This is a genomic window from Vibrio sp. YT-17 (genome assembly GCF_033337375.1).
Lineage (GTDB): Bacteria > Pseudomonadota > Gammaproteobacteria > Enterobacterales > Vibrionaceae > Vibrio > Vibrio alginolyticus.
Genome location: NZ_JAWOQP010000019.1, coordinates 53,066 through 76,903 on the forward strand (window position 1 = coordinate 53,066; position 23,838 = coordinate 76,903).

The following is a 23,838-nucleotide window of genomic DNA, read 5'->3' on the forward strand; positions in this document are numbered from 1 at the left end:
TTTATAACGATTCGACTGAGTTACTCCGTGCCACCCACTGTCAGTGAGTCCAGCTTCAAGGTCGGCTGACCAACACCAACTGGCACACTTTGACCTGCTTTACCACATACGCCAACGCCCTTGTCGATACTTAGGTCGTTACCGACCATAGACACTTGCTGCATTGCTTCGATACCTGAGCCAATCAACGTCGCACCTTTAACAGGGCGCGTAATTTTACCGTTTTCAATCAAGTACGCTTCCGATGCAGAGAACACAAACTTACCCGAAGTAATGTCCACCTGGCCGCCACCAAAGTTTGGCGCATACAACCCTTTCTCGACCGTCGAGATAATTTCTTCTGGCGTATGTTCACCTGGAAGCATGTAGGTGTTGGTCATACGAGGCATTGGCAAGTGTGCATACGATTCACGACGACCGTTACCCGTTGGATTTACACCCATTAGCCGCGCGTTTAGCTTGTCTTGCATATAGCCTTTCAGCACACCATTCTCGATAAGCGTGTTGTACTGACCGTTTACCCCTTCATCATCCACATTCAGTGAACCACGAAGGTCTTTTAACGTGCCATCATCGACGATGGTACACAACGAAGACGTCACTTGTTGACCCATTTTGCCAGAGAAAACCGAAGATTCCTTCCGGTTAAAGTCACCTTCTAGGCCATGACCTACCGCTTCGTGTAGCAACACGCCAGGCCAGCCAGAACCCAATACCACTGGCATCATGCCAGCTGGTGCGGCTTCTGCTTCAAGGTTGATTAACGCCATGCGAATCGCTTCGTCTGCGTAATGAAAAGCTTGTTTCACACCATTGCTTTCCGTTAAAAAGAAATCGTAACCGAAACGGCCGCCGCCACCAGCACTACCGCGTTCACGTCGTTCACCTTTTTGTGCGAGCACGCTAATAGACAAACGCACCAAAGGACGAATATCGCCTGCATAAGTACCGTCTGTTGCCGCAACAAGCATCTGCTCATGCACACCGCTGATGCTGATCGAAACTTCTTTAATCAATGGTTCTTTAGTGCGGATGTAAGCATCTAGAGATTTGAGTAATTCTGTTTTTTGCTGCTTTTCCCATTCAGCTAGTGGATTCACAGCCGCGTAGTACGCTTGGTTTTCGGTGCGTTTAAACGCTTGGACTTTGCCATTTTGCCCTTGCTGAGCAATACCGCGCGCCGCCATTGCACTCTGCTTCAGGCCTTCAGGCTGGATTTGATCAGAGTAGGCAAAGCCTGTTTTCTCGCCAGTTACTGCACGGACACCAACACCACAATCAATGTTAAAAGAGCCATCTTTGATGATGCTGTCTTCTAGAACCAGAGACTCATGCCAGCTGGACTGAAAGTAAATGTCCGCATAATCGACCTGGCGCGTCGCAATGCTGGCAAGCGTGTCAGCAATGTCTTGTTCTGTCAGACCATTTGGGGCAAGGAGTGCCTGTTCTATTTGGTTTGTGCTCATAGTTAGCTCTTTTATTTCCGTCTCAATTCATTTTGAAAGCGACTGTGTTGAGTCAGCGGCATATTCTGCCTTACTTGTTGGCTTTGTGACAAATCTATCTCAGTCACCAATAAACCTACTTCATCCTGAAGCTGTTTATGGATACGTCCCCAAGGGTCAACGACCATTGAGTGTCCCCATGTTTTTCGTCCACATGGATGCGTTCCAGTTTGTCCGCTTGCCAAAATCCAACATTGTGTCTCAATCGCTCTAGCTCGCAATAATACTTCCCAGTGAGCTTGCCCCGTCACAGCGGTAAACGCAGCGGGCACCACAATGATATCCGCCCCTTCTTGACGCAATACTTTATAAAGTTCTGGGAAACGTAAATCATAACAAATACTCAATCCAACACTGCCGATATCAGTTTCCGCAACGACTATTTGATTACCCGCCATAAACGTATCCGACTCACGATAACTACCATAACCATCGGCTACGTCGACATCAAACATATGCAGTTTGTCATAGTGAGCAATGCATTTACCGTGCGGCGGAAATACAAGTGTTGTGGTGGTGACACCTTTTGCGGTTTGAATGGGCATGCTTCCGACAATTAGCGTTAACTGGTTCTTTCTAGCGATTTCACAGAGCCGCTGTTGAATCATGCCACTGCCAAGTGGCTCTGCATGTTGATGATAAGCTTCGCGACTGGAAAATAGCACTGTATTTTCAGGAGTAAGAACAAGTTTGGCACCTTGCTTGCTCGCTAAAGCACACTGTTTTTCAATGAAGTCCAAATTCGCGTTAATATCCGGACCCGAAGTCATTTGAATAATGCCAACACGCTCCATGTGTTTCCTCCCTATTCCATTATATTCGGTGAGTTATTTGGCCTGTTCACGCAGTTTTTCTGGCAGCTTATATTCACCTTTACTTCGCGAAATTTCTTTCACCGTTGGTGAATCTAGTGGGCCTTTCACTTCATAATTGACTTGAGTGAAGACCTCAACCACCGGAGATATCACCGTAGAGATGGCCAAGACATACAAAGCAGTTTGAGGCGCAACGGCAAACGCGGTCAGCATTGGTAGGCCTGATGTGATGTCTGGTGTGAATTTCACTTCCGCATCAACCATTCTGCTGTTCATATTAGCGATGCCGCGGATTTGCATTTCCCCTGCTAACGCATCCATTACGATATCATTGGTGATAAACACACCGTCTTGGATTTTGCCCGTTCCCGTGATCGAGTTGAATGCCATGCCTTTATCGAATACGTCGGTAAAGTCGAGCTGCATCTTACGGATGATAGAATCCAAGCTAAACAAGCCTAACAAGCGTGCCGCACCACTAACTTCACTGATCACGCCTTTACCAAATTCCGTTGAGACGTTTCCTTGCAAGGTTTGTGTCTTCATTGACCAAGGTGCGCCGTCCCATTCCATATTGGCATTGATCTCAAATGGTGCTTGTTGAATGCCTGATGTAATACCAAAGCGCTCCATAAGATCGGTGTTGTTATCACCTTTCATTTTCATGGTTAAGTTGGAATGACTACTCTCTTTCGTCAGGTCCCACCAACCACTCATATCAATGCGGTTTTTGCCGCTACTAAAGGTGATATTTTTCCACTCCAAGCGGTTCTGGCGACGCTGCAAATCAACATTCACTTTGCCCACTTTGTAGCCTTGCAGCCAAAAATCATCAATGTTCAAAGTTAAGTTTGGCATCTCAGCGTGAAACTTGCGGTCAAAATTGGTAATCAAAGGTGCGTTTTGATCTTCACTCGCAAAGATTGAGCTGCGCTCTTTGGTCATCTCTTCAAACCCTGGGATGTACAGATGCAAGTGCTCTAAAGAGACCGATAGATCATAGGGTTTCAGATAGTTAGCTTTCCCTTTAACCTCTTGACTGTCCACATCGAGTTGCCAACTCAAATTTTTCTTGCTTGCTGAAAAATCCACATCATGAAACTCAATCCCACCGAGCTGTAAGTTTGGCGTTTCAACTTCAATGCGTGTCGGCAATGGAATGGTCGGCGTTTTCATGCTTGCCAAAACAGACGATGAAGGCTTGCTCTCAGAGACCTGCGCAAGCTCCGCCCATTGGTCTAAATTCAGTTCTTCGACACGCACCGAAGCATCGTACCCGACAATAGGACTAATCCGGAAGCCACCTTTGCCAACCATTAAATGAGTCGCAGTCAGAACCGGGACATCGCCAGCGATATCTATCTCAGTTTGATACTTCACATTTGGGATCTGTAGTCGTGCTGAAATACTCTCTTGGTTGCCGGATGCTTGCAGTTTCGCTTGCCCAGACTCACCAATTTTTTTCGCTAAAGGATAAGGATATTGACTAGCCAGACGATTTAGCTGCGCCAGCACTTCAAGCTGATAAGTGAAACCAACATCATTGAGTTGCAAGTCAATATCCATTTGCCACGGCGCATGGCCAGAAACAAGGTTTAACCAACGCTCACCGACATAGGGTTTGAGCGGCTCGACATCCCAATCTCCTAGTGTATTAATTGTCACGTTGTAGCCTTGCTCCGCACTCTCTCCATGGAAATCAAGAGAGATAGGCTGTTGTAATAATTCGGCCGACAAACCCGATGTGGTAACCACATCATTGTCGAAGGTGATACGTCCTGTGGCGTTTTCAAGCGTCATTGGCGGCGCTTCAATATCAACACGATTTTCTGTTAAATCGGCATAACCCCAAGCGCGAGAGTCTTTCTCAAAATCAAACGGTATGTTGAGTTGAAACTCAGAGTAAACGGGCCCACTCACTTGCAGCGCTGTCAATGCGGCACCGACTGAATCCACTAATGGCGTCGCCATCATGTAGTCACGGACTTCATTACCCGGCGCGCTTGCTTTCGCTTCAATCTCGATGTGTCCACCTTCTGCCAACTCAGGGATTCGCCCAGTGATACGCTTGGCATGAACGCCATTTAGTGTGGCTGATTTTGAATCCAAATACATGGCATCATTTTCAAACAGCAAGTCTAGCTGCAAATCCGTGATGGTTGGCCATGCCGTATCAAAGCTAAATTTCGCGTCTTTTAATCCAACCCAAGCTTGGAACATGCCATTATGTTCTTTGTAAGGAAAATCACCTAACTCGCCATACCACAACAATTTCGCTGTGTTCACTTTACCGCCCTGAATCGCGGTCGAAAGATAGTCGGTCAAGTCTTGTCCAAGTGCCAGAGTCGGTAGATAGCGCCATGTCTCACCCGCGTTGTAGAGATCCGCTTCGGCATAGAACGATAAAAATGGGCTTTGTTCTTTTGGAAAATCAAGACGGAATGCCCCCAAGACTTGAAGATCAGGCGTTGCTGCCGTCACTTTATCCGCCCACAAACGCCAACCCGCATCATCTTGCTGCCAGATAATATCGACTTCACCTTGTTTGATATTCAGCGGAGCTTGGAATACATCGCCGTACGGAAAGACATCATCAATGACGGTGACTTTTGCTTTAGCTTGATTCACATCCCCCGATACGCTGCCCTGTACGTGATGAAACCCGGGTAGGAGCTCCCATTGTGTCATCGCGAGTTCATCCAGTTCAGCCGAGTAGCGTAAGGTGTCTAAACCACCGTTCATTGACAATCGGACATCTTCGACCCGACCTTTCGGTGCTAGTTTGTTAATAAGGTCACTGGTCGACTCTGACTCTGGAGCCAGCTTGATGAGCGGAATGAGTGCTTCTATGTCGAGTTGAGAGAGATTAAGCATCCAGCCGTTTGGTTGCCAATCAAACGCGACGTCTAGCTCTGGCCAAGGGGTATTATCGGTTCTGATCTGAAGTGAGTGACCATTTACTTTCCAGCCTTGTTTATCTGGTCGAAGATTGAAAATTCCAGACTCAATAAACAGCTCATGATGTCCATCTTCATTCCACACCAACTCGGAAGGCAGCAATTCAACATAAGCATCATGCGGTTGGCTATGTTTGAGCGTTAGCCAAGTATTTAAGCTGACTTTACCCGACTCTGCTCCTGACTCTTCTTGCATGTAAGTGGTCAGCCAAGGTGTGACCGAGACATCTTGAGCACTCACGTAAAACTCACCAGATACATCGCGCAACGAGCCATGATCTTTAAAGTTAGCGCTTACTAACAATGAGTTCAGGCGAACATCGGCAATGCTAACCGTGCCTTCGGCTACGTGACGTTTCCCTTGATTGCTCCAACGAAGCTGCTCAATATCTAAACGGCGAGTTTCACCAGACACCGACTTATACCAAATCCGTGAATCGCTAATAGTGAAGTCTTCGAACTGACGTAAAAGAAGTGAGTCGAGTTGGTCAATGAGTTTCACTTCGCTCTTATCCACTTCAGGCTTCGGATCTTGACGATGAGAAGTCGGCAGAATGTCTACCGTGTGAATGTCTAAAGCGAGGTTATGAATGGTAAGGTCTGCAACTACAGGTTTAAGTTGAAAAAGAGATTGAATAAGGTCGAACTCAATTTGGACTTCTTCAACAGCGAAGCGTGCATCTTGCACGTTTGGTAGATTTGCCTCTAAACCCAGTAACGCAATTGAGGGATGATTATTGCGCCACGTCCCTGCGACATTAGCAATAGAAACGTCAAAACCTGTGCCTTGTTTGACCCAGGTTTTGATCTCATCTTGGAAATGGTTAAGTTGCGGCAGTGTGACGCGAAGCGTGGTTACTAATATGGCTAATAACACCAATACAGTAACTAAACTCCACGCACAAAAACGCCCAAAACGGTTAACACCAGAATTCACAAATGTTCCAAATTACATCATTACGACGTCAAACTGTTCCTGAATGTACAGGGGTTCAGCCTGAACTCGCACTTGCTTGCCAATAAATACTTCGAGCTCTGCCAACGCATGAGACTCATCGCCCAATAGCGCTTCAGCAACAAACGGCGATGCGTACACGACAAAATTATCGGCGTCGTAAGCACGGTTCACACGAGTAATCTCGCGTAATATCTCAAAGCATACGGTTTCGACCGTTTTCACGCTGCCACGGCCTTCACAAGTAGGACAGCCAGAACACAAGATATGTTCAATACTTTCTCGTGTGCGCTTGCGCGTCATTTCAACTAAGCCAAGCTGGGTAAAGCCGTTGATGTTGGTTTTTACTCGGTCTTTCGCCAGCGCCGTTTCCAGTGAGGTAAGTACTCGCTGACGATGCTCTTCGGATGCCATATCGATAAAATCAATAATGATGATACCGCCGAGGTTACGTAAACGTAGCTGACGCGCAATAGCTTGCGTTGCCTCTATATTGGTATTGAAGATAGTCTCTTCGAGATTACGACGACCAACAAATGCACCCGTGTTGATGTCGATGGTGGTCATGGCTTCGGTTTGATCGATGATCAAATAGCCGCCCGATTTTAGCTCGACCTTGCGCTCTAAAGAACGCTGAATTTCGTTTTCGGTGTCGTACATGTCAAAGATTGGCTTGTCACCTTCGTAAAGCTCAAGCTTATCTGTTAACTCCGGTACATACTCAGAAGTGAATTCTTTCAGGTTCTCGTATTCAAGGCGGGAGTCGACCATGATCTTATCGAGCTCTGTGCCAACAAAGTCACGCAGAATGCGTTGAGCTAAGCCGAGTTCACCGTAAAGTGTTGAACGCGTTTTGTATTTTGAGCGACGCTCCATGACTTTTAGCCACAAACGCTTTAGAAATGCCGCATCTTGAGATAGCTCTTTTTCATCAGCGCCTTCTGCCGCGGTACGAATGATAAAACCACCGTGCTCATCGCAGTAATGGTTCACCACCTTTTTCAAACGCTCGCGCTCTTTTTCACTTTCAATACGCTGCGAAACACCGACATGGCTGGCCCCCGGCATAAAAACAAGATAACGCGAAGGTAAGGTGATATCCGTCGTTAAACGCGCACCTTTTGTGCCGAGCGGATCTTTGACCACTTGCACAACAATGTCTTGTCCCTGGCGTACCAGCTCAGAGATATCACGGACTTGAAACTGCTGTTTTTCGTTTTCTGCCACACATTCGGTATGAGGAACAATATCTGACGCATGTAAAAACGCCGCTTTATCTAAACCAATGTCGACGAAAGCCGCCTGCATACCTGGTAACACTCGGCTTACTTTGCCTTTGTATATATTGCCCACAATACCGCGACGCGATTCGCGCTCGATATGTATTTCTTGTAGTACTCCACCTTCAATCATGGCCACACGAGTTTCACTCGGGGTCACGTTAAGCAGCAATTCTGCACTCATGTGCACACCTCAAAACAATTATAAAAATTCTTGAATTAGCTGATCGGTTTCGAACAAAGGTAAGCCTACTACAGCGTGATAACTGCCTTCGATTCGGGTGACAAATCGCCCTCCGAGTCCCTGAATACCATAACTTCCAGCTTTATCGCATGGCTCTCCTGACTGCCAATATTGTTCGATTTCTTCGTGAGTCAGTGGTTTGAACCACACGTCAGTGGTAACGACCACTGAATGTTGTTGTTCCGATGATACAACGCTCACCGCAGTCATCACTTGATGACGACGACCCGATAAGTCAGTAAGCATACGCTTTGAATCTTCAAAACTTTTTGGTTTTTCTAGCACACGGTCATCGCATACTACGACCGTATCAGAGCCCAATACAACGGAATCAGGCTTAGCCAACGCTAAGCCTGCCTGAGCTTTTTCCAAAGAAAGACGCAACACGTAATCTCGTGCTTGCTCATGAGCCTGTTTGGCTTCCTCAATATCAGGCAATACGATCTCAAAATCATAACCCAGTTGAGCAAGCAGCTCTTTTCTTCTCGGAGAACCCGATGCGAGAACGAGAGATAAGCTTTTCTTCACCGCTTTACCTTACGTGCCATGCACGACGAACTCGTCGCATTAATAAAAACATCCATGGCCAAAGTATACAGTTTATTGCCGCCGTCCACAGAGATAATGGATTAAATACTACGTCCTGGTTCAAATATTCCCCACAGAATATCAAAACTTCCAATAACGCAGTAAAAAAGGCAATTAAAATCGACTGTTGCCACAATGCCATGTTGCGAATCAACAGGAAATTCAGCGCCACAAGGTAGATAACGATCGACATCATCATGCCACGAATTCCAAGCGTTGAGCCGATCAAGATATCCCACAATAAGCCCAACACTAGCGCAGTTCCGACGTTCACTCGGTGCGGTAGTGCCAACACCCAATAACACGTGACAAGGAACAACCATGACGGACGTAACACATCTAACACACCTGGCCATGGAATGGTTTGCAGTACCAGCGCAACGAAGAAACTGACGCCAATCACCATTCGGCTACTCAATACATTATTGGCCATCGGTTACCTCTTGTTCTTGCTCTAACCCTTCATCTACATTGGACCGCAGTACTTTGTGTTGACGGTCTTCATTCGGCCAAATCAGCAGTAGGTAGCGTAAGCGATCAAACTCCACAACCGGCTCAGCCTTGATTGAGGCGAACTCTTGACGCGTATCGTGATCCACATTGGTAACCGTCGCGACTGGATATCCTTCAGGGTAAATACCACCTAAACCGGATGTCACCAATAAATCACCAACCTGAATATCTGTGCTGGTTGGAATGTGCTCCAGTTGGATTTCATCCATTTCACCATTGCCCGATGCGATCACTCGGATATCATTGCGGATCACCTGGACAGGAATTGCATTTTTCGCGTCCGTTAGCAGCAGAACACGTGCGTTGTGCGCTGCGACAAACGTGACCTGACCAACGATGCCTTTCTCATTGATAACAGGCTGACCAACGTAAACACCATCAATACGGCCTTTATCGATCACCACTTGATGACGATAAGGTGAAGTATCAACCGCCATTACTTCTGTCACGACTTTCTTTTCATCACGGACAAATGAAGATCCTAACAACTTACGTAAGCGTTGGTTTTCTTCTTTATATTGGTCGAGCAAGATAAGCTCGCTTTTCAGGCGTAGCACTTCTCGCTTTAAGCTGCGATTGCCTTCAACCAATGCCTGATGAGAATTAAAACGTTCAAATACGCCATCGAACATACTACGAGGCAAATTCGCTGCGTACTGAATCGGTGCAACCATACTGTTTAGTAGGTATCGAACGTTGGAAAACGTATCTAGACGACTATCGGCCAGCATCAAGCTCGCCGACACGATGACAGCAAAAAACAGACGTAATTGCAGAGACGGACCTCTGCCGAAAATCGGTTTCATCTTGTTTTTGACCTGATTGCTTCCATGATTATTGAGCCTTACTTGGCAACCTAAAAATACTTAACTAAATACTTTTAGGTATGGAGCATGTTTGAATTACAGAGAGAGCAGAAATGAAGGTGAAGCCCGACATGAGCTTCACCTAAACCTTTATTCTTCAGAGAACAGATCGCCACCGTGCATGTCGATCATTTCTAGTGCTTTACCGCCACCACGCGCAACACACGTTAGTGGATCTTCCGCGATAACCACAGGAATACCAGTTTCTTCCATTAGTAAACGGTCTAGGTCTTTAAGTAGTGCACCACCACCGGTTAGTACCATACCGTTTTCAGAAATGTCTGAAGCAAGCTCTGGTGGACACTGTTCTAGTGCAACCATGACTGCTGATACGATGCCAGATAGCGGCTCTTGAAGCGCTTCTAGGATCTCGTTTGAGTTCAAGCTAAAGCTGCGTGGCACACCCTCTGCAAGGTTACGACCGCGAACTTCAATCTCTTGAACTTCATCACCTGGGTAAGCAGAACCGATTTCGTGTTTGATCTTTTCAGCCGTTGCTTCACCAATCAAGCTGCCGTAGTTACGACGTACGTAGTTGATCACAGCTTCATCAAAGCGGTCACCACCGATACGTACAGACGATGAGTAAACCACACCGTTTAGAGAGATAACGGCAACTTCAGTTGTACCACCACCGATATCGACCACCATTGAACCTGTCGGCTCAGATACGCGTAAACCAGCACCAATTGCCGCCGCCATTGGCTCGTCGATTAGGTAAACTTCACGCGCACCAGCACCAAGTGCTGATTCACGAATTGCGCGACGCTCAACTTGGGTAGAACCACAAGGAACACAAACAAGAACACGTGGGCTTGGCTTTAGGATGCTGTTATCGTGCACTTGCTTGATAAAGTGCTGAAGCATTTTTTCGGTTACGTAGAAGTCAGCAATTACGCCGTCTTTCATTGGGCGAATAGCGGAAATATTGCCAGGTGTACGACCAAGCATCTGTTTTGCTGCGTGACCGACTGCAGCAACGCTTTTTGCAGAACCTACACGATCTTGACGAATAGCAACTACAGAAGGTTCATCAAGGACAATTCCTTGCCCTTTTACGTAAATTAGAGTGTTGGCTGTACCTAAATCGATAGATAGATCGTTAGAAAACATGCCACGAAGTTTCTTAAACATACTCTTCGCTCATCCTGCAAAAATATAGAAGACAAAAATTGCTCTAAATGTACCAATGCCTCGCTGTCACAGCAAGGTATTGGTACACAAACATGAGCAGAAAGCCTCAATTTCTTGCAGTTTCCTAACTTAAGGGCAAAAACCTAAGTTGTTACTGTCCGGTTAACCCTGGCTCACCACGGTAAATCACACGGTCATTACCACGGTGAATACCGAAGGTGACGACGGATGATGGGTTTTCTTCGGAGCCATCATTGTCCCAATCATATTTGAGCCATGGTAAACCATTTTCAGAGTCATCAAGATCTAACCAAACGCGTGTTTGCTGACGGTATGGTTCTGCTTGAGTTGCAGTAATAGAGCGAGAAGAACCTGAAGAAACGGTACCACCAGCTCCTAGTGTAACCGCTTTAGGATCAGCATTTGCTCCCATAGGCCAAATATGACTTTGAGCAGCGGTAACACCGGCTACGTCGCTTTGGCTATCATTTGAGTTAACAACAAATCGGCTGCCATTCCAGTATTCAACACGTAGTGGAACATGTAAGGTGTCCCCTTGACGTCCACCTACATCATCAAGGTCAACACGACCGAAACGGATGTCAGGCTGTGAGATTAACCGAGAGTCACTAACAGTATCTACATTTAAGAATGAAACTGGATCGGAACTTTTAGCATCAACTAAGCCAATCTTGGTAACCTCCCCTCCCATGTTGTAGGGGCCATCAGCATAATCTTTAGAATCACTTAGCTTATCGAAATCTTTAATAAAGCATGCACTACCAAAGGCTCTGTTCGTAGAATCTGCTCCACAAAATGAATTACCATCTATCGTAAATGAACCAATACTCTTCGCCTTATCAAGCAAATCCCATCTTCCAGTTGAGTTAGGAGCATCAAATCGCTCACTTAGAGAACCTAACTCATCAATATTGAATTTAGCTTGAACACCAGATTCAAACAGCGCATAGTTTTTTAAAGATTTTTCATTGGAATTAAGTGCTTCAACACTATAAGTTACGCCATCGAAGGGCTGTCCCATATAAGAGAAACTCTGAGCATTAGGATAGGTCCAATCGCTTTCTGTAACTTGGAAGTACTTGGGATAAAAACGGCCAATAGTTTTGCTCCCCGTCACATTCCAATCGCTATCAACGGTACTAGAAAAAAATCCAGCTTCATCAACTTTTATTTTAATACTTCCAGCCTCGGAATACGCTAGACTTTCTAGCTCGTAACCAAAGTAAGCATTCGGAGAGATCAATTCCGGCAATCCAGTTAAAGCACCTAAAGTTCCGCCTTTATCTTTTAGAGGGCTATCTAGTTCAATATCAAAATCAACACTAGTATCAATATGGTGATAGTTCGATGGTACTCCGATGTTGCGGCTACAAACATTATTAACGTCAGCTCCAATCACCGCTGGTTTTACATAAAGTTTAAACTCGTCACCCGAAGCGACGAATCCATGACCAGAACTAGAGGTACCATCAGAGGCGGTATCTGTACAAAGATAAAACTTATCTGGTCTTGATTTAATGCTGAATGAACCGACCAACTCAGCTTTACCATCAATTGGACAATCCTCCCCAAAGTTCTCACAACTAAACTCAGGATCTTTTAAAGTAATATCAACGAGTCCTACATTGTTCCAGTCAACACTAATAGTTGCTTCACCATCAACAAACTTAAGCTGTGCATCGTTATTCTCAGTTGAAGCATCACTGATCTTTAACTCTTCAATATCGCCTTTTTGGTTTGGAACTTTCAAGGACTTAGATATCTCACTTTCAAAACTAAGTGACTGATTATAGCCTTTGACTGGTGATACCTCACCGTCATTACATGAAGATGCGACAACAGTTACTTTACTATCCTTCTCACCAGCGATCATTCGCAAATTTTCAGCAGAAAATCTATAAGGAACAAATTTAACTAAAGTGGCCTCAGATAACTCTTGATTGTACATACCAGATACATATATTTCCTGAATAATCTGGGAGCTTAAATATAGAGTTTTCTTTCCTTGTTCAAAGTTAAATAACCCGTTATCACAATTACTATCATCCGCAGAATTACACCATTTAACATCAGAAGAAGATGGAAGTGGAGTAAAACTATCTGAAGATTTTATCAGTTTACCTGAATATTTTTCTATCAATTTAAACTCAACAGGAATCATTTCACACGTCAGGCTTATTCGCGAAATAGGAGTTACCTTTAATATCCCCGTTTGAGGCGGTCGAGTGGGGCACTGACCAATTGGATGCCTAATTACGTTATTACCACCATTAAATTTCAAGCTTTGTGCCGTAATCGCCCCATTAATAACGGCTGAATTTATGCTAACTTCACCACCTAAGATAAAGCCATTAAAAAGGTTCTCACCGCTATGAAAGATAACTTTCCCTTCTGGTGCATAAATAATTGGATAAACATCATTTTGAGCAGCACTAAAATTGGTAAATTCAATTTTATCAATGATATTCAATCTAACACTCTTACCGAAGAAATAAGATGTTTTAGCCATTTGGTCATGATATGTACCAAAAGTAGCCTCGGTTTCATCTTCAAATACCAACTCGACTTTATTATTATTCTCTACTTTAAAGTCTTGGATATAAGGGGATCCAGAAAAAACAATTCGAATAACATCACTACTACCCTTAACGGTAAGGTCACGAATATCGCCTTTAATTGTTACTTCATGATTCTCACCAACTTTCTTATATTGGCAGTCACTTGGATGTCTATGACACTTATATTTTACATTATTTAAACTAGAATTTTCGATTAACAAATCAAATCTTACATTTTCTTTTTTTACAACTGGAGTCACATTTTCTTTTTTAACTTTTCGATACGTTTGAAGACCATCGTTATTTCCTAGATCAAAAGCATATTTTTCACCAGCCATCTCATTAACAACGTTTTCTTCTGCATATAATTGATATTCAGAAGGAGTATCGTCAAACCCAACGAGCAAATACTTTTCTGTTGATTCCCTACCACCGACATTTTTGTAGTACGGTTCGTATCCCTTGTTTTTATCTTTCAAATATCTTGATAGGTAATCTTGAGACCAACCATAGGTTTTTATCGGGTTACCTAAGGATAGAGAACTCAACTTCCCATCATCGCGCTCCCAACTTTGAATAGGTTCGGGAAACAAATCACAACTCTCTGTTGCAATGGCTAGCTTCGGAATTTCAAATGCAAAATACCCGATGTTTTCATTTGCAGCATGACGCCTATTTTTTAAACTATCTATATCTTCATCAAATACAACAGTAAATGATGGGGCGATGACTTGATCGCCATAATTGGTTTTACAGCGTCTCAACCATCCTCCATGTCCTCCTATACGAGTTTGTTTTTTAGCAATGACACCATATTTTTCAAATCCTTGATGCAAGTTTACGATATTATCTTCACATGCATTTACTATTGAATATTGATTGCCTGGGTCATTTTCTTGGTCATAAGTACGATCGGGGCTTTCAAACTCGACATTGTGTTTTTTATCGCGATCAGTTCCATAAAATTCTGAAATAACTAAGTAAGCGATAGTTTTCGTATACTCATTCTGTTTTAAAGGACCTTGCCTTCCGCGTTCCAAAGCTAACTTAAAATTATTACTGGTAACACCAGATACTGCTGTTGTTGACCAATTAGTATCTTTTCCTTGCACTTGGGAGAGTACAACTGGTTTTCGGTCGTAGTTTAAATTTAGCTTTACATTCTCCCAATCATTACTTTTATTACACCCCTTTGTACATTGAGACTTACGTGTTGTTACAACCCCAACCTCGCCGAATTTTTCATTCCCATTAGTATCAAAGAACTTTATTTTACCTGGCTCGGTAACAAAATAATAAATGGGAGACATTCGGTCGTATTTAAGTTTACCGTTTTCATCCTTGACGACACCTTCACTTTCAATGGTCGCTCCTCTTTTGGATGGCCAAATACTTGCTGCACTAGTCTTAGTTGGGTGTGAGTTCTCAATATTATTAGGATCAATTGTAGACATTAAGAATACAACTGGATTCTCATATTCATATTGGAATGGTATTGAACAGCCATTAGTACAGTCTAGACCCTCAATAGAGCCAAATTCATAGTTAACCTCTTTAAGGTTGGGCTGTATCGCCCCAACAGAAAACGATATCATCAGCGAGAAAAAAGTTAAAACTGAGCCAAACTTTATACTGTTCATGGTCATTTACTCCCTCACCCAAACTTCTTGCTGACGCTGTACTTGAGACAGTCCTGAACCACAAACAGCCACACTTTTAACGACATATAACTCCACTTCTTTACCAGGAAAGTCACCTGGTAGCTTACCTGCCTCCTGACATTCGATCGTTGTAACTTTGCATGCTTTATCAAACAAGTCACTGTCAGGCTTAACTCTTTTAGCTTCAATATCATCGCAACGAGTTTTAACAGCAGCGGAACTACTTAAAGGGAAAAACTGAGTTAACGCCCAGTCATTACTCGATTGAGCAGTAAACCATGCCTTTGTACCCAAAAACTCACGCGTTAAACCACTTTGATTAGACCAAGTCACTTTCATTAGTGACGCAGCCAAATACCCCATTACGATAATGACAAAGAGCGTCACAATTAACACATTGCCTTTTTGCTTATTATGGAACATTCAGCACCTGCACATCTTGTTGGTACACACTACTTTCACCGGACTGTTCAAACACGAACCTCAGATGCACGAGCCCGCCTCGATGAAGCGATGTATCGTCATATTTGAAATAACTCTGAGATTGATCATCAACATAAATAAGATTGTCGGCAATTATTTCGCCGTTACGCTGTATCTGTGTGCCTACAAAGCAATATTTCACTGACTTAGATGGATCATAGAGATAGTGTCGATTAGAAACGGAGCGACTAGTTACTGAACTAGCGCCGTTAATGATCTTGTATGATTTATTCGAATCTGGAGAAAGGGCTCCGACATCAACACTATGAGTGGATGAGGTTAAATCACTTAGCCGTGTTGGGTTAATCACCATTTTCAAGCCACTATCAAGCTCGGGAGCATTGTCACCAAAAAAGCCAACCACAAACTGTATATCATTTCCAGAAATCGCATAAAAACCAGAATGCTCTATAGGCATAAAAATCAGGCAGTTTTTCTCTTTCTCATCGATAAAAAAACTATTCGGCACCGCATGACGAATCTCTCGAGATATTTTCTCAATAACGAATTGCGCCTGAGTTTGTAGTCTCTGCCTATCAATAGTATCAGCATAGCCCTTTGCTCCTAACTGCAAATAACCAGCAATTCCGAGCATGATAAAACTACTAATCACAATAGTGATGACCATTTCTATTAAAGTGAAACCACAATTTTTCATTAGTAATTTCCCCTTATCGCAGACAGTGTTAAAGGCTGTGTTTGTCCGGCGTAAATAGTCATAGTGACTCGTTTATAAGGCGTGATATCTTCCTGTGAAGGATTATTGACACCCGTTCCATCTGATTCAACGTATTGCACTTTCACTTCAACTCGAAAGTTCTTGTAATCATTTGCCATAGACGTGCCAAGAACGTTACTCAGCTCGTATAACGGCGTAGAGTTACAGCTGGCCTTTGTACCTTGTGTATACCAGCAACCGATATAGTCATCGACATCATTAAAACTAGCTGGGTTTGATTCACCGCTATCTGCCCCAAGACTTGTGGAACAATCCTTACCACCAAGGACAGTCTCACTACAGCGTACTAAACCACCATCAAAGTCGCTGTTTTCATCGAAGCCTCGCGCCAATATCTGTGACATAAAACCTTGGCCTAATGCGGCAGCGCGGGTTTGATAATGAGGGATGGCGGAATCTCGAATTTGAGGGACAAGAAAAGAAGTAAACGCCACCATCGCAATGCCCATTAAAACAATCGCGATGATCATTTCTATTAACGTCATGCCACTAGATTTCTTCATGAGCATGTACCTTTAGAAACATAGCCTTGAGTATTAATTTCAACTTGGCAGCGGCTTCGACCATGTTTATCTTCAATTAAGATGTTTACAGCACCACTTACAGGATTGCCGAGAAGGTTAAAATTAATTGTATTTGCGGCACCGCTGATAACGGAAAACTTTGCGGACTTATCGATAACCACGTCACTACGGGCATCTTGTGCACTACCTATTAATGCGCAGGCAGCAACTGAACCAACACATGAGCTAGAAACTTGCAAACGAAAGTTATCATCAGTTTTCTCAACATTCGACTGCATACGATTCACCTGCACTTGGCGAATCACAGAAATCACACGTTCTTGTAATGCATATGCAGAAAAACTGCCAGAGCCCATAAAACGGCTGGCTGCAAAAAGTGAAAGGATGGAGAGGAGAACAATCACTAGGATTAACTCCATTAACGTGACCCCTAATGCAGAGCTGCGAATTTTCATACCCCAACCTTAGGCTTAGAACAAGCGAGATAAGTATACGATGAAATTATGAGATTAATGATAGGTTTATAATTTTTCGATTCGAAGTGTGAACAGACGAACAAATAACCAATATCTAGTTATTTTGCCTTTTTGAACGACTAATCTCTTCTTCAATTCGATCGTAAGTTTCTTTGTTGCTTAGCGTCTCAGAAACGTGCTCAGCGGTCTGCTTGGTTTGCTCCCACTTCGCTTCGTAAGTTTCTGGTTCAAAGCTGATAAATCTTGGTAATACCACATAACCGATCACACCTAAGATAATCAGTACAACCACAAACTCAATTGCACTAAGACCTGATGATTTACGCATATGAACTATTCCGAAATTAATCAAAATAAAGAGATAAAGGCCAGACTAGCTGGCCTTTGTTGTCGAACTATCAGTTTTTACATGAGCCAACAACTTCAGCTTTAGCTGCATCGTCAGCATCTGCTTGGGTGTAAGTTACGTAACACTTGGTGTAGCCTTCGTAACCGTATGTGATTGATGAGCCTGTACCACCACTAATCACTTTCCAATCATCAGCCAAGCCTTCTACAACTAGAGATAGAGCTGAAGAAGTTGCTTTAGGGTAGCCGTATGCGATTGCTAGATCGTCAGTCGACTTAATTGTAAGAGCAGCAGAAGATAGAGCTTCTTTACCATCAATTGCAGCTTTACCGTAAGTAATGCCAGCAGCCCCAGCCATCGCGCCTTTTAGACCTTCAAGCGCAGAGTTACGAGCATCATCTTGTAGGTTAAGGAAACGTGGTGCTGCAGTTACCGCTAGAATACCTAGGATTACAATTACCACTACCAATTCGATAAGGGTGAAACCACCTTGTCTTTTCATTGTTTACTCTCTCTATGTAAGCATGCAGTACAACTGCAAAGTTTTGTTTAGGTCACGCGACCATTTTGGATATTGTCAAAACGGTTTGGGGCAGCAACGTTCACTAAAACTGACCGTGAAGTGGATACTGTATCTACCGCTTGAGCAGAATGACGATTCGCCATTATTCAGTTCATGCTGCAATGAGAAAAACACATTATTGTTTACCCACTATTACAGCCTGTTACTTATGGTAATGATTGCATTATACCGACTTTCATTACCAATTATAGTGATTAGGTGTCAAAAAATTCACTCTGCCGACATTTCGACGTCTATTTTCAGTTGATTAGCAGTTAAGATAACTACAATCGACTGACCATTTTCATAAGTGTAGTGACAGACATAACGATCAGTTTTGATGGCTCCACTGATATCTATTAACTTGTTGGTCATTATTTTACGTTGGGGGTAATGCACCGCTAGCCAATAATCACAATCTAATACACCTTGCTGAGTAAAGGGAGACACTAACCCGTCCTCAGTCATAGTAAGGTTAAAACCATCCATCAGCATATGCTCTGGCTCGCCTTGTACTAGCCAAGCTTGACGATAACGCTGAACACTATCTTGCATCCAAACTCTCGCCAACTTAGCCCCAGTTACTTGTGCTTGCTCGGTCACAGGACGTAATTTGACCGCCAAACCCACCGCCATAATCGTAGCAATAACCCCAAACACAATAAGCGTTGCTCGGCTTTGATTTTCAACCACCTATTAGCCGCCTTTGATGATGTCGAGCATTCCCCACATTGGTAAGAAGATACCCAATGCCAGCACCATGACCATGCCTGCGACAATCACCAAAAGTAATGGTTCTATTCTTGCAGTCAGCGTTTTTAGATCGTAATCGACTTCTCGATCGTAAAAGTCCGACACCTCCAGCAACAACTCATCAATACGACCAGTTTCTTCACCTACTGCAATCATCTGAATCACCAATGGGGTGAATATTTTACTGTTGATGGCCGTCACTGAAATGGTGCTACCCGCTTCAATTGCGGACTTCATCTCAAGAATTCGGTTTTCTAAAAAACGGTTCCCTAATGCTTCCCCGGCCAAAGCCAAAGACTGGTTAAGTGGCACACCTGATTTCAGCATCAACGAAAAGGTTCTGGCAAAACGAGAAAGCTGCGCACGATTAACGATATCGCCTACAATTGGCAGCCGAAGGCGAAACTTATCGAACTTCTCCCGACCATCAGCCGTCGCCACCCACGCTCTGAATACAGTAAACGCGCCAATCATTGCCACAACCAGCAACACCCAATAATTAACAAAGAAATTAGAAGTCGCGATCAAAATACGCGTCGGCAATGGTAGCTCAACCCCAAAGCGCGTGAACATCGATGCAAACTCAGGGATCACCAAGATATTCAATACAAACATGGCGATGGTGATAAAGATAATGACAAACGTCGGATAACGCATCGCCGCTTTGATGCGTTTGCGAGTCTCAAGTTCCTGTTCGTAGTAATTCGCCAGTTGCAATAGCGCTTGGTCAAGCCGACCCGTATTCTCACCGACGTTGATCATAGAAACGAACAGTGGGCTGAATACTTTGCTGTGTTGCTGCATCGCAGAAGACAAACCTCGGCCATTACTCAGTTCAGAAACGACATCTTCTAGCGCCTCTTTGAGCTGTTTGTTTTCGCAATTTTGCAACAAGCCACGCATAGAGCGCAGCAAAGGTACGCCAGCTTTAGTCAAACTAAACAACTGGCGAGAGAAAAGAATAATTACTTCCAACGGAATAGCAGGCACAAACAGCTTAGACAAGCTCACTTGGCTTTTTGCCGACTCTTTCTCTAACCGTACATTGAGCGGGATGACCCCTTTGTTCATCAATGCTTCCGCCGCAGCTTCTGAGTTCACTGCTTCGATTTTGCCGTTAGTGGATGAGCCGTCTAGCGTGCGGCCTTGATAACGAAAAGTTGGCATTCACTTACCTATATGAAAATGGGATCAGTCTTACCAGAAGCATCGCCCTCACCTAGGGTCATCACTTCGTCCAAACTGACGGTGCCTTGTAGCGCCAGTTCCATTGCAGAAGCAAGCAGTGGCTTATAGTTTTCTGAGCGGCGCGCGGCTTGCGCAAAGCCAACCGCATCATTGGCGCGCAATTTATCCATCATCTCTTGCTCAAGTTCGAGCATTTCAAACACACCGATTCGGCCTCGATAACCAGTCAAATTACAGTTTTGGCAACCTGCGCCTTTATAAAAAATGGTGCTAACTTGATTTGGGAAACGCCCAGCTAACCACTGCTGGCGAGACTCATCTAAGTGGTCTTCTGTTTTACAATCGGGGCAAACTCGGCGCACAAGACGCTGCGCCACCACAGCTCTGACTGCACTAGCAACCAAGTAACCCGGCGCACCCATATCGATCATACGTAACGCACTGTCGACAGCATCGTTGGTGTGGAGAGTACTCAATACTAAGTGACCCGTTAGTGCAGCTCGCAGACCAATTTCTACTGTCTCTTGATCACGCATCTCACCAACAAGAATGATGTCTGGGTCTTGACGTAAAAAGGTTCTAAGAACACGCGAGAAAGTTAGATCTATCTTACTGTTAACCTGTACCTGAGTGATGCGAGGCAGACGATATTCAACCGGGTCCTCTGCTGTAATGATCTTTTTCCCAGGTTCGTTGAGCTCACTCAATGCGCCGTAAAGCGTGGTGGTTTTACCGGAACCTGTCGGCCCGGTAACCAAAATCATGCCATGCGGACACGCCAACTGTCGACGTAAGCGAGCAAGCAAGTCTGGCGGCAAGCCCGACTCTTCTAACGGACGCAAACCAGCGGACTGGTTAAGCAGACGCATTACTACAGATTCTCCGTACTGCGTTGGTAACGTCGACATACGAATATCAATTGATTGGCCACGAACTTTGATATTGAATCGGCCATCTTGCGGCAAGCGCTTTTCAGAAATATCTAGGTGTGCCATCAACTTCAGTCGAAGAACCAAAGCCGATGCAATATTCACTTCATTTAAGAGCGTTTCATGCAATACGCCATCAATACGCTGGCGCAAACGCAACACTTGATCGTCTGGCTCAATATGAATATCCGAAGCTCCAACCTGTACCGCATCTTCAAACATGGAATTAACCAGCTTTACAACGGTAACCTCTTCACTATCGGCTTCATCAATACCGTAATCAAAGCTTTGTACATCTTTATGCTCTTCATGCAGCTGTTCAGCAAAGGAGGCGATCTCTTTAGTACGGCGGTAATAACGGTCAAAGCTTGAAATAAGCTGACGCTCTGAAGCCACAATGAACTCAAGGTTGTATTGACCTAACAAGTTCATCAATGATTCTTGAATGAACAAGTCCGCAGGGTCGCTCATAGCAACGCGCAGGGTGTCCCCATTTCGAGCAACGACCATCGCACGTAAGCGACGTGCGTGTACCTCAGGTAGAATCTGCACGGCTTCGGCATCCACAGGCGCACGACCAAGATCGATCAGTGGCAAACCAAGCTGCTGAGACAAGAAGTCCAACATTTGCTTTTCGGTAATAAAGCCAAGGTCAATTAACGCATCCCCTAGCTTCTGCCCGGTACTGCGTTGTGCGTTTAGTGCTTGCTGGATTTGTTCTTCAGAGACGATACCTTCCTCAACCAGAAGATCGCCCAAGCGTTTTCTCAACTGAATTTTCATTGTGCGCTCTCCAACTCTTTCAAGATGCTCAAACGGTCACGGATAAATGCTTGCGATTGATTCGAAATGCCAACTTTACCCAGAGCTTGGTTGTAAGAGTTAATCGCGGCAGTAAAAGCCAGGGCGCGCTCTTGTTGAATAGCCAAACCTAACCACCAGCGCGCGTTTTCCGGCTCACGCTGAGTGAGGAGTTGATAGCTCTCAAGCGCAATGTCATTTTGCTTGTGTTTTTGTGCCAATGCCGCACGCATCGCCAAGTAATCTCGACTTGGTACTGGAGGCAAATGAACAAGCGGGCTCAGCGCCGCTTCAGGTTGATTAGCTTTCACTAACAACTTAGACAAGGCCAAGCGGAGTACTTGGTTGTTCGTATCTAGGTTGATGCCTTCTTGAATAATCTCATATGCTTTACGCGTGTCACCTTTACCAAAGTACAACGCTGATAACTTTTGACGCGTGTCTGCATTCATTGGCTCATAACGCAACGCCTCGGCATAAGCCGATAACGCCGTTTGCATATCGTTAGCATCGAGTGCCTTTTCCGCTCGGCTAACCGCTTTAAGAGATAATTGGCGGTGAGTAAGCTCAACCTGCTCAATACGCATTGAGCTGCTTTCTGATGTCGTGTGGGTTACGTGATCGTATTGCTCCTCGCTCGGCATCGTTGCTAACTGTGCGAGTAAAACTGCATCTTCAGAGGCGATATTTATCTCAGATCTTGGCGTGAACCTATCAGTCTCTTGTATGTGAGGCTGTTGCACTACCTGCTGTGTGGCTGGTTTAGTGTAAACCACTTGAGTTGTATCGGGCGTCATTTTACTCGTTGGCGAGTGAGTGCGCTCCGATGAAACAATTGGTGAGACATTCACAGACGACAGTGGCATAGCGTCGGTTTGAAACTGTGATAGCTCGCCTGAAGGGACAGGACCGCGAGAGACCGCCCAGCTACCAACCGCAAGGCTTAACGAAAAACCGGCGACAAGCCAAAGCCAAGGTTTACTGCGTGAGACACTTGGAATCTCCGCACGAGTAAGCTCTGACGGCGATGTTTTTTCAGCAAGTTCTGATAATGCTTTATTGATGGCACTCAAGGTTGACTCCATCCCCAAAATACGGGTGTTTTAAACTTAGGTTTACGGGCATCAAACGTATCGTGCATAGCGGCGTAAACGTGATGATTTTTCAATAGTGTGCAACGCTCATTAAATGCAGCAAGCAACGACTTGTGGCTAATTTGGTTTATCAAGCGCGGAATCCCCATGGATGAACGCCAAATCGCTTTTTTCTGTTCAATAGAAAAAATGTGCGCCCCATTGCCTGCTTTATCTAAACGATTATTGATGTAAGCCACGCCTTCATCGATAGAGAGAGGACGTAACTGGCAACTAAACGTAATGCGTTGACGAAATTGCCTTAGCTCATGGTTAGCCAATCTTTCATCCAACTCAGGTTGTCCGAATAACACCAATTGAATGAGCTTATCTTGTCCCGTTTCTAGGTTGCCAAATAGACGCAATGTTTCTAAAGCTTGTGGGGAAAGAGCTTGCGCTTCATCAACGATCAAGACGGTTTTCTTTCCCAAGGCATGTACTTGAATCAAGTGCTCTTGAATGAGGGAAACGATGCGCAGCGGATCATCGTTCTCGATACCTAACTCTCTGGCGACAGCAAACTGCAACTGCTCCCCATTCAACACTGGATTGGGTAAGTAAATAAGCTCAACTTCAGATTCAATCTGCTCGATCAGCTTACGGCATACCATGGTTTTTCCAGTGCCGACTTCTCCCGTCACCTTAATCACCCCTTCTCCCATTTGCACGGCAGCTAGGATGGTTTGGATCGCCTCATAGTGAGGGACTAACCCCAAGAACATTTCTGTATTTGGGGTTAACGAAAAAGGCTGAACTCGGAACCCAAAGTGTGACAAGTACATACTCGAATCACAAACCTATTGA

20 protein-coding genes are annotated in these 23,838 nt (G+C 44.5%); all 20 read right to left on the reverse strand.

The genetic code is table 11. The features are described from left to right. Window positions 1–20: 20 nt before the first annotated feature. The 20 genes from tldD to R7F67_RS17600 all read right to left on the reverse strand — a co-directional run bounded on the left by tldD (window position 21) and on the right by R7F67_RS17600 (window position 23,816). Window positions 21–1,466 (reverse strand): metalloprotease TldD, encoded by a 1,446-nt coding sequence (gene tldD / locus R7F67_RS17505; RefSeq protein WP_318057292.1) that lies wholly within the window; start codon window positions 1,464–1,466, stop codon window positions 21–23. An 11-nt stretch (window positions 1,467–1,477) separates the two neighbouring features. Further along, window positions 1,478–2,299, reverse strand: coding sequence for a carbon-nitrogen hydrolase family protein (locus R7F67_RS17510; RefSeq protein WP_005381136.1), 822 nt, complete (start codon window positions 2,297–2,299; stop codon window positions 1,478–1,480). 33 nt (window positions 2,300–2,332) lie between these two features. After that, window positions 2,333–6,214, reverse strand: coding sequence for a YhdP family protein (locus R7F67_RS17515; protein WP_017636191.1), 3,882 nt, complete (start codon window positions 6,212–6,214; stop codon window positions 2,333–2,335). Between the two features lie 12 nt (window positions 6,215–6,226). Beyond that, a complete protein-coding gene (gene rng, locus R7F67_RS17520; RefSeq protein ID WP_005381138.1) occupies window positions 6,227–7,696 on the reverse strand; it encodes a ribonuclease G in 1,470 nt (489 codons plus the stop codon). 18 nt (window positions 7,697–7,714) lie between these two features. Continuing rightward, complete coding sequence (locus R7F67_RS17525; RefSeq protein WP_005381139.1) at window positions 7,715–8,284, reverse strand: Maf family protein; 570 nt, start codon at window positions 8,282–8,284, stop codon at window positions 7,715–7,717. 4 nt (window positions 8,285–8,288) lie between these two features. After that, window positions 8,289–8,777, reverse strand: coding sequence for a rod shape-determining protein MreD (gene mreD, locus R7F67_RS17530; RefSeq protein WP_005381141.1), 489 nt, complete (start codon window positions 8,775–8,777; stop codon window positions 8,289–8,291). Further along, window positions 8,767–9,663 (reverse strand): rod shape-determining protein MreC, encoded by an 897-nt coding sequence (gene mreC, locus R7F67_RS17535; RefSeq protein WP_005381142.1) that lies wholly within the window; start codon window positions 9,661–9,663, stop codon window positions 8,767–8,769. Before mreC ends, mreD begins: the two co-directional genes overlap by 11 nt. A gap of 150 nt (window positions 9,664–9,813) precedes the next feature. Beyond that, a complete protein-coding gene (locus R7F67_RS17540; protein WP_005381144.1) occupies window positions 9,814–10,857 on the reverse strand; it encodes a rod shape-determining protein in 1,044 nt (347 codons plus the stop codon). 151 nt (window positions 10,858–11,008) lie between these two features. Continuing rightward, complete coding sequence (locus R7F67_RS17545) at window positions 11,009–15,076, reverse strand: DUF6701 domain-containing protein (RefSeq protein WP_318057293.1); 4,068 nt, start codon at window positions 15,074–15,076, stop codon at window positions 11,009–11,011. Window positions 15,077–15,082: 6 nt separating this feature from the next. After that, entirely contained in the window at window positions 15,083–15,520 is a 438-nt protein-coding gene (locus R7F67_RS17550) for an MSHA biogenesis protein MshP (protein WP_053350605.1), read from the reverse strand. Beyond that, window positions 15,510–16,238, reverse strand: coding sequence for a PilW family protein (locus R7F67_RS17555; RefSeq protein ID WP_318057294.1), 729 nt, complete (start codon window positions 16,236–16,238; stop codon window positions 15,510–15,512). The genes R7F67_RS17550 and R7F67_RS17555 overlap by 11 nt, the downstream gene beginning before the upstream one ends. Then, complete coding sequence (locus R7F67_RS17560) at window positions 16,238–16,822, reverse strand: prepilin-type N-terminal cleavage/methylation domain-containing protein (RefSeq protein WP_017636196.1); 585 nt, start codon at window positions 16,820–16,822, stop codon at window positions 16,238–16,240. Before R7F67_RS17560 ends, R7F67_RS17555 begins: the two co-directional genes overlap by 1 nt. Continuing rightward, complete coding sequence (locus tag R7F67_RS17565; RefSeq protein WP_205461582.1) at window positions 16,819–17,298, reverse strand: type II secretion system protein; 480 nt, start codon at window positions 17,296–17,298, stop codon at window positions 16,819–16,821. Before R7F67_RS17565 ends, R7F67_RS17560 begins: the two co-directional genes overlap by 4 nt. A 115-nt stretch (window positions 17,299–17,413) precedes the next feature. Further along, on the reverse strand, window positions 17,414–17,647 hold the full coding sequence (locus R7F67_RS17570; RefSeq protein ID WP_205461583.1) for a type II secretion system protein: 234 nt from the start codon (window positions 17,645–17,647) through the stop codon (window positions 17,414–17,416). 70 nt (window positions 17,648–17,717) lie between these two features. Further along, on the reverse strand, window positions 17,718–18,170 hold the full coding sequence (locus tag R7F67_RS17575; RefSeq protein ID WP_205461584.1) for a type II secretion system protein: 453 nt from the start codon (window positions 18,168–18,170) through the stop codon (window positions 17,718–17,720). 291 nt (window positions 18,171–18,461) lie between these two features. Continuing rightward, window positions 18,462–18,923, reverse strand: a complete 462-nt coding sequence (locus R7F67_RS17580) for an MSHA biogenesis protein MshF (protein WP_318057295.1) — start codon at window positions 18,921–18,923, stop codon at window positions 18,462–18,464. A gap of 3 nt (window positions 18,924–18,926) precedes the next feature. Next, the gene (locus R7F67_RS17585; RefSeq protein ID WP_005381186.1) at window positions 18,927–20,150 is read right to left on the reverse strand and encodes a type II secretion system F family protein; all 1,224 of its coding nucleotides are present in this window, start codon (window positions 20,148–20,150) and stop codon (window positions 18,927–18,929) included. Window positions 20,151–20,158: 8 nt separating this feature from the next. Beyond that, window positions 20,159–21,883: a GspE/PulE family protein gene (locus R7F67_RS17590; RefSeq protein ID WP_047103658.1), complete on the reverse strand. Its 1,725-nt coding sequence runs from the start codon at window positions 21,881–21,883 to the stop codon at window positions 20,159–20,161. Further along, on the reverse strand, window positions 21,880–22,974 hold the full coding sequence (locus tag R7F67_RS17595; protein WP_318057296.1) for a tetratricopeptide repeat protein: 1,095 nt from the start codon (window positions 22,972–22,974) through the stop codon (window positions 21,880–21,882). Before R7F67_RS17595 ends, R7F67_RS17590 begins: the two co-directional genes overlap by 4 nt. Beyond that, window positions 22,971–23,816, reverse strand: a complete 846-nt coding sequence (locus tag R7F67_RS17600; protein ID WP_176311176.1) for an ExeA family protein — start codon at window positions 23,814–23,816, stop codon at window positions 22,971–22,973. Before R7F67_RS17600 ends, R7F67_RS17595 begins: the two co-directional genes overlap by 4 nt. Window positions 23,817–23,838: the final 22 nt, after the last annotated feature.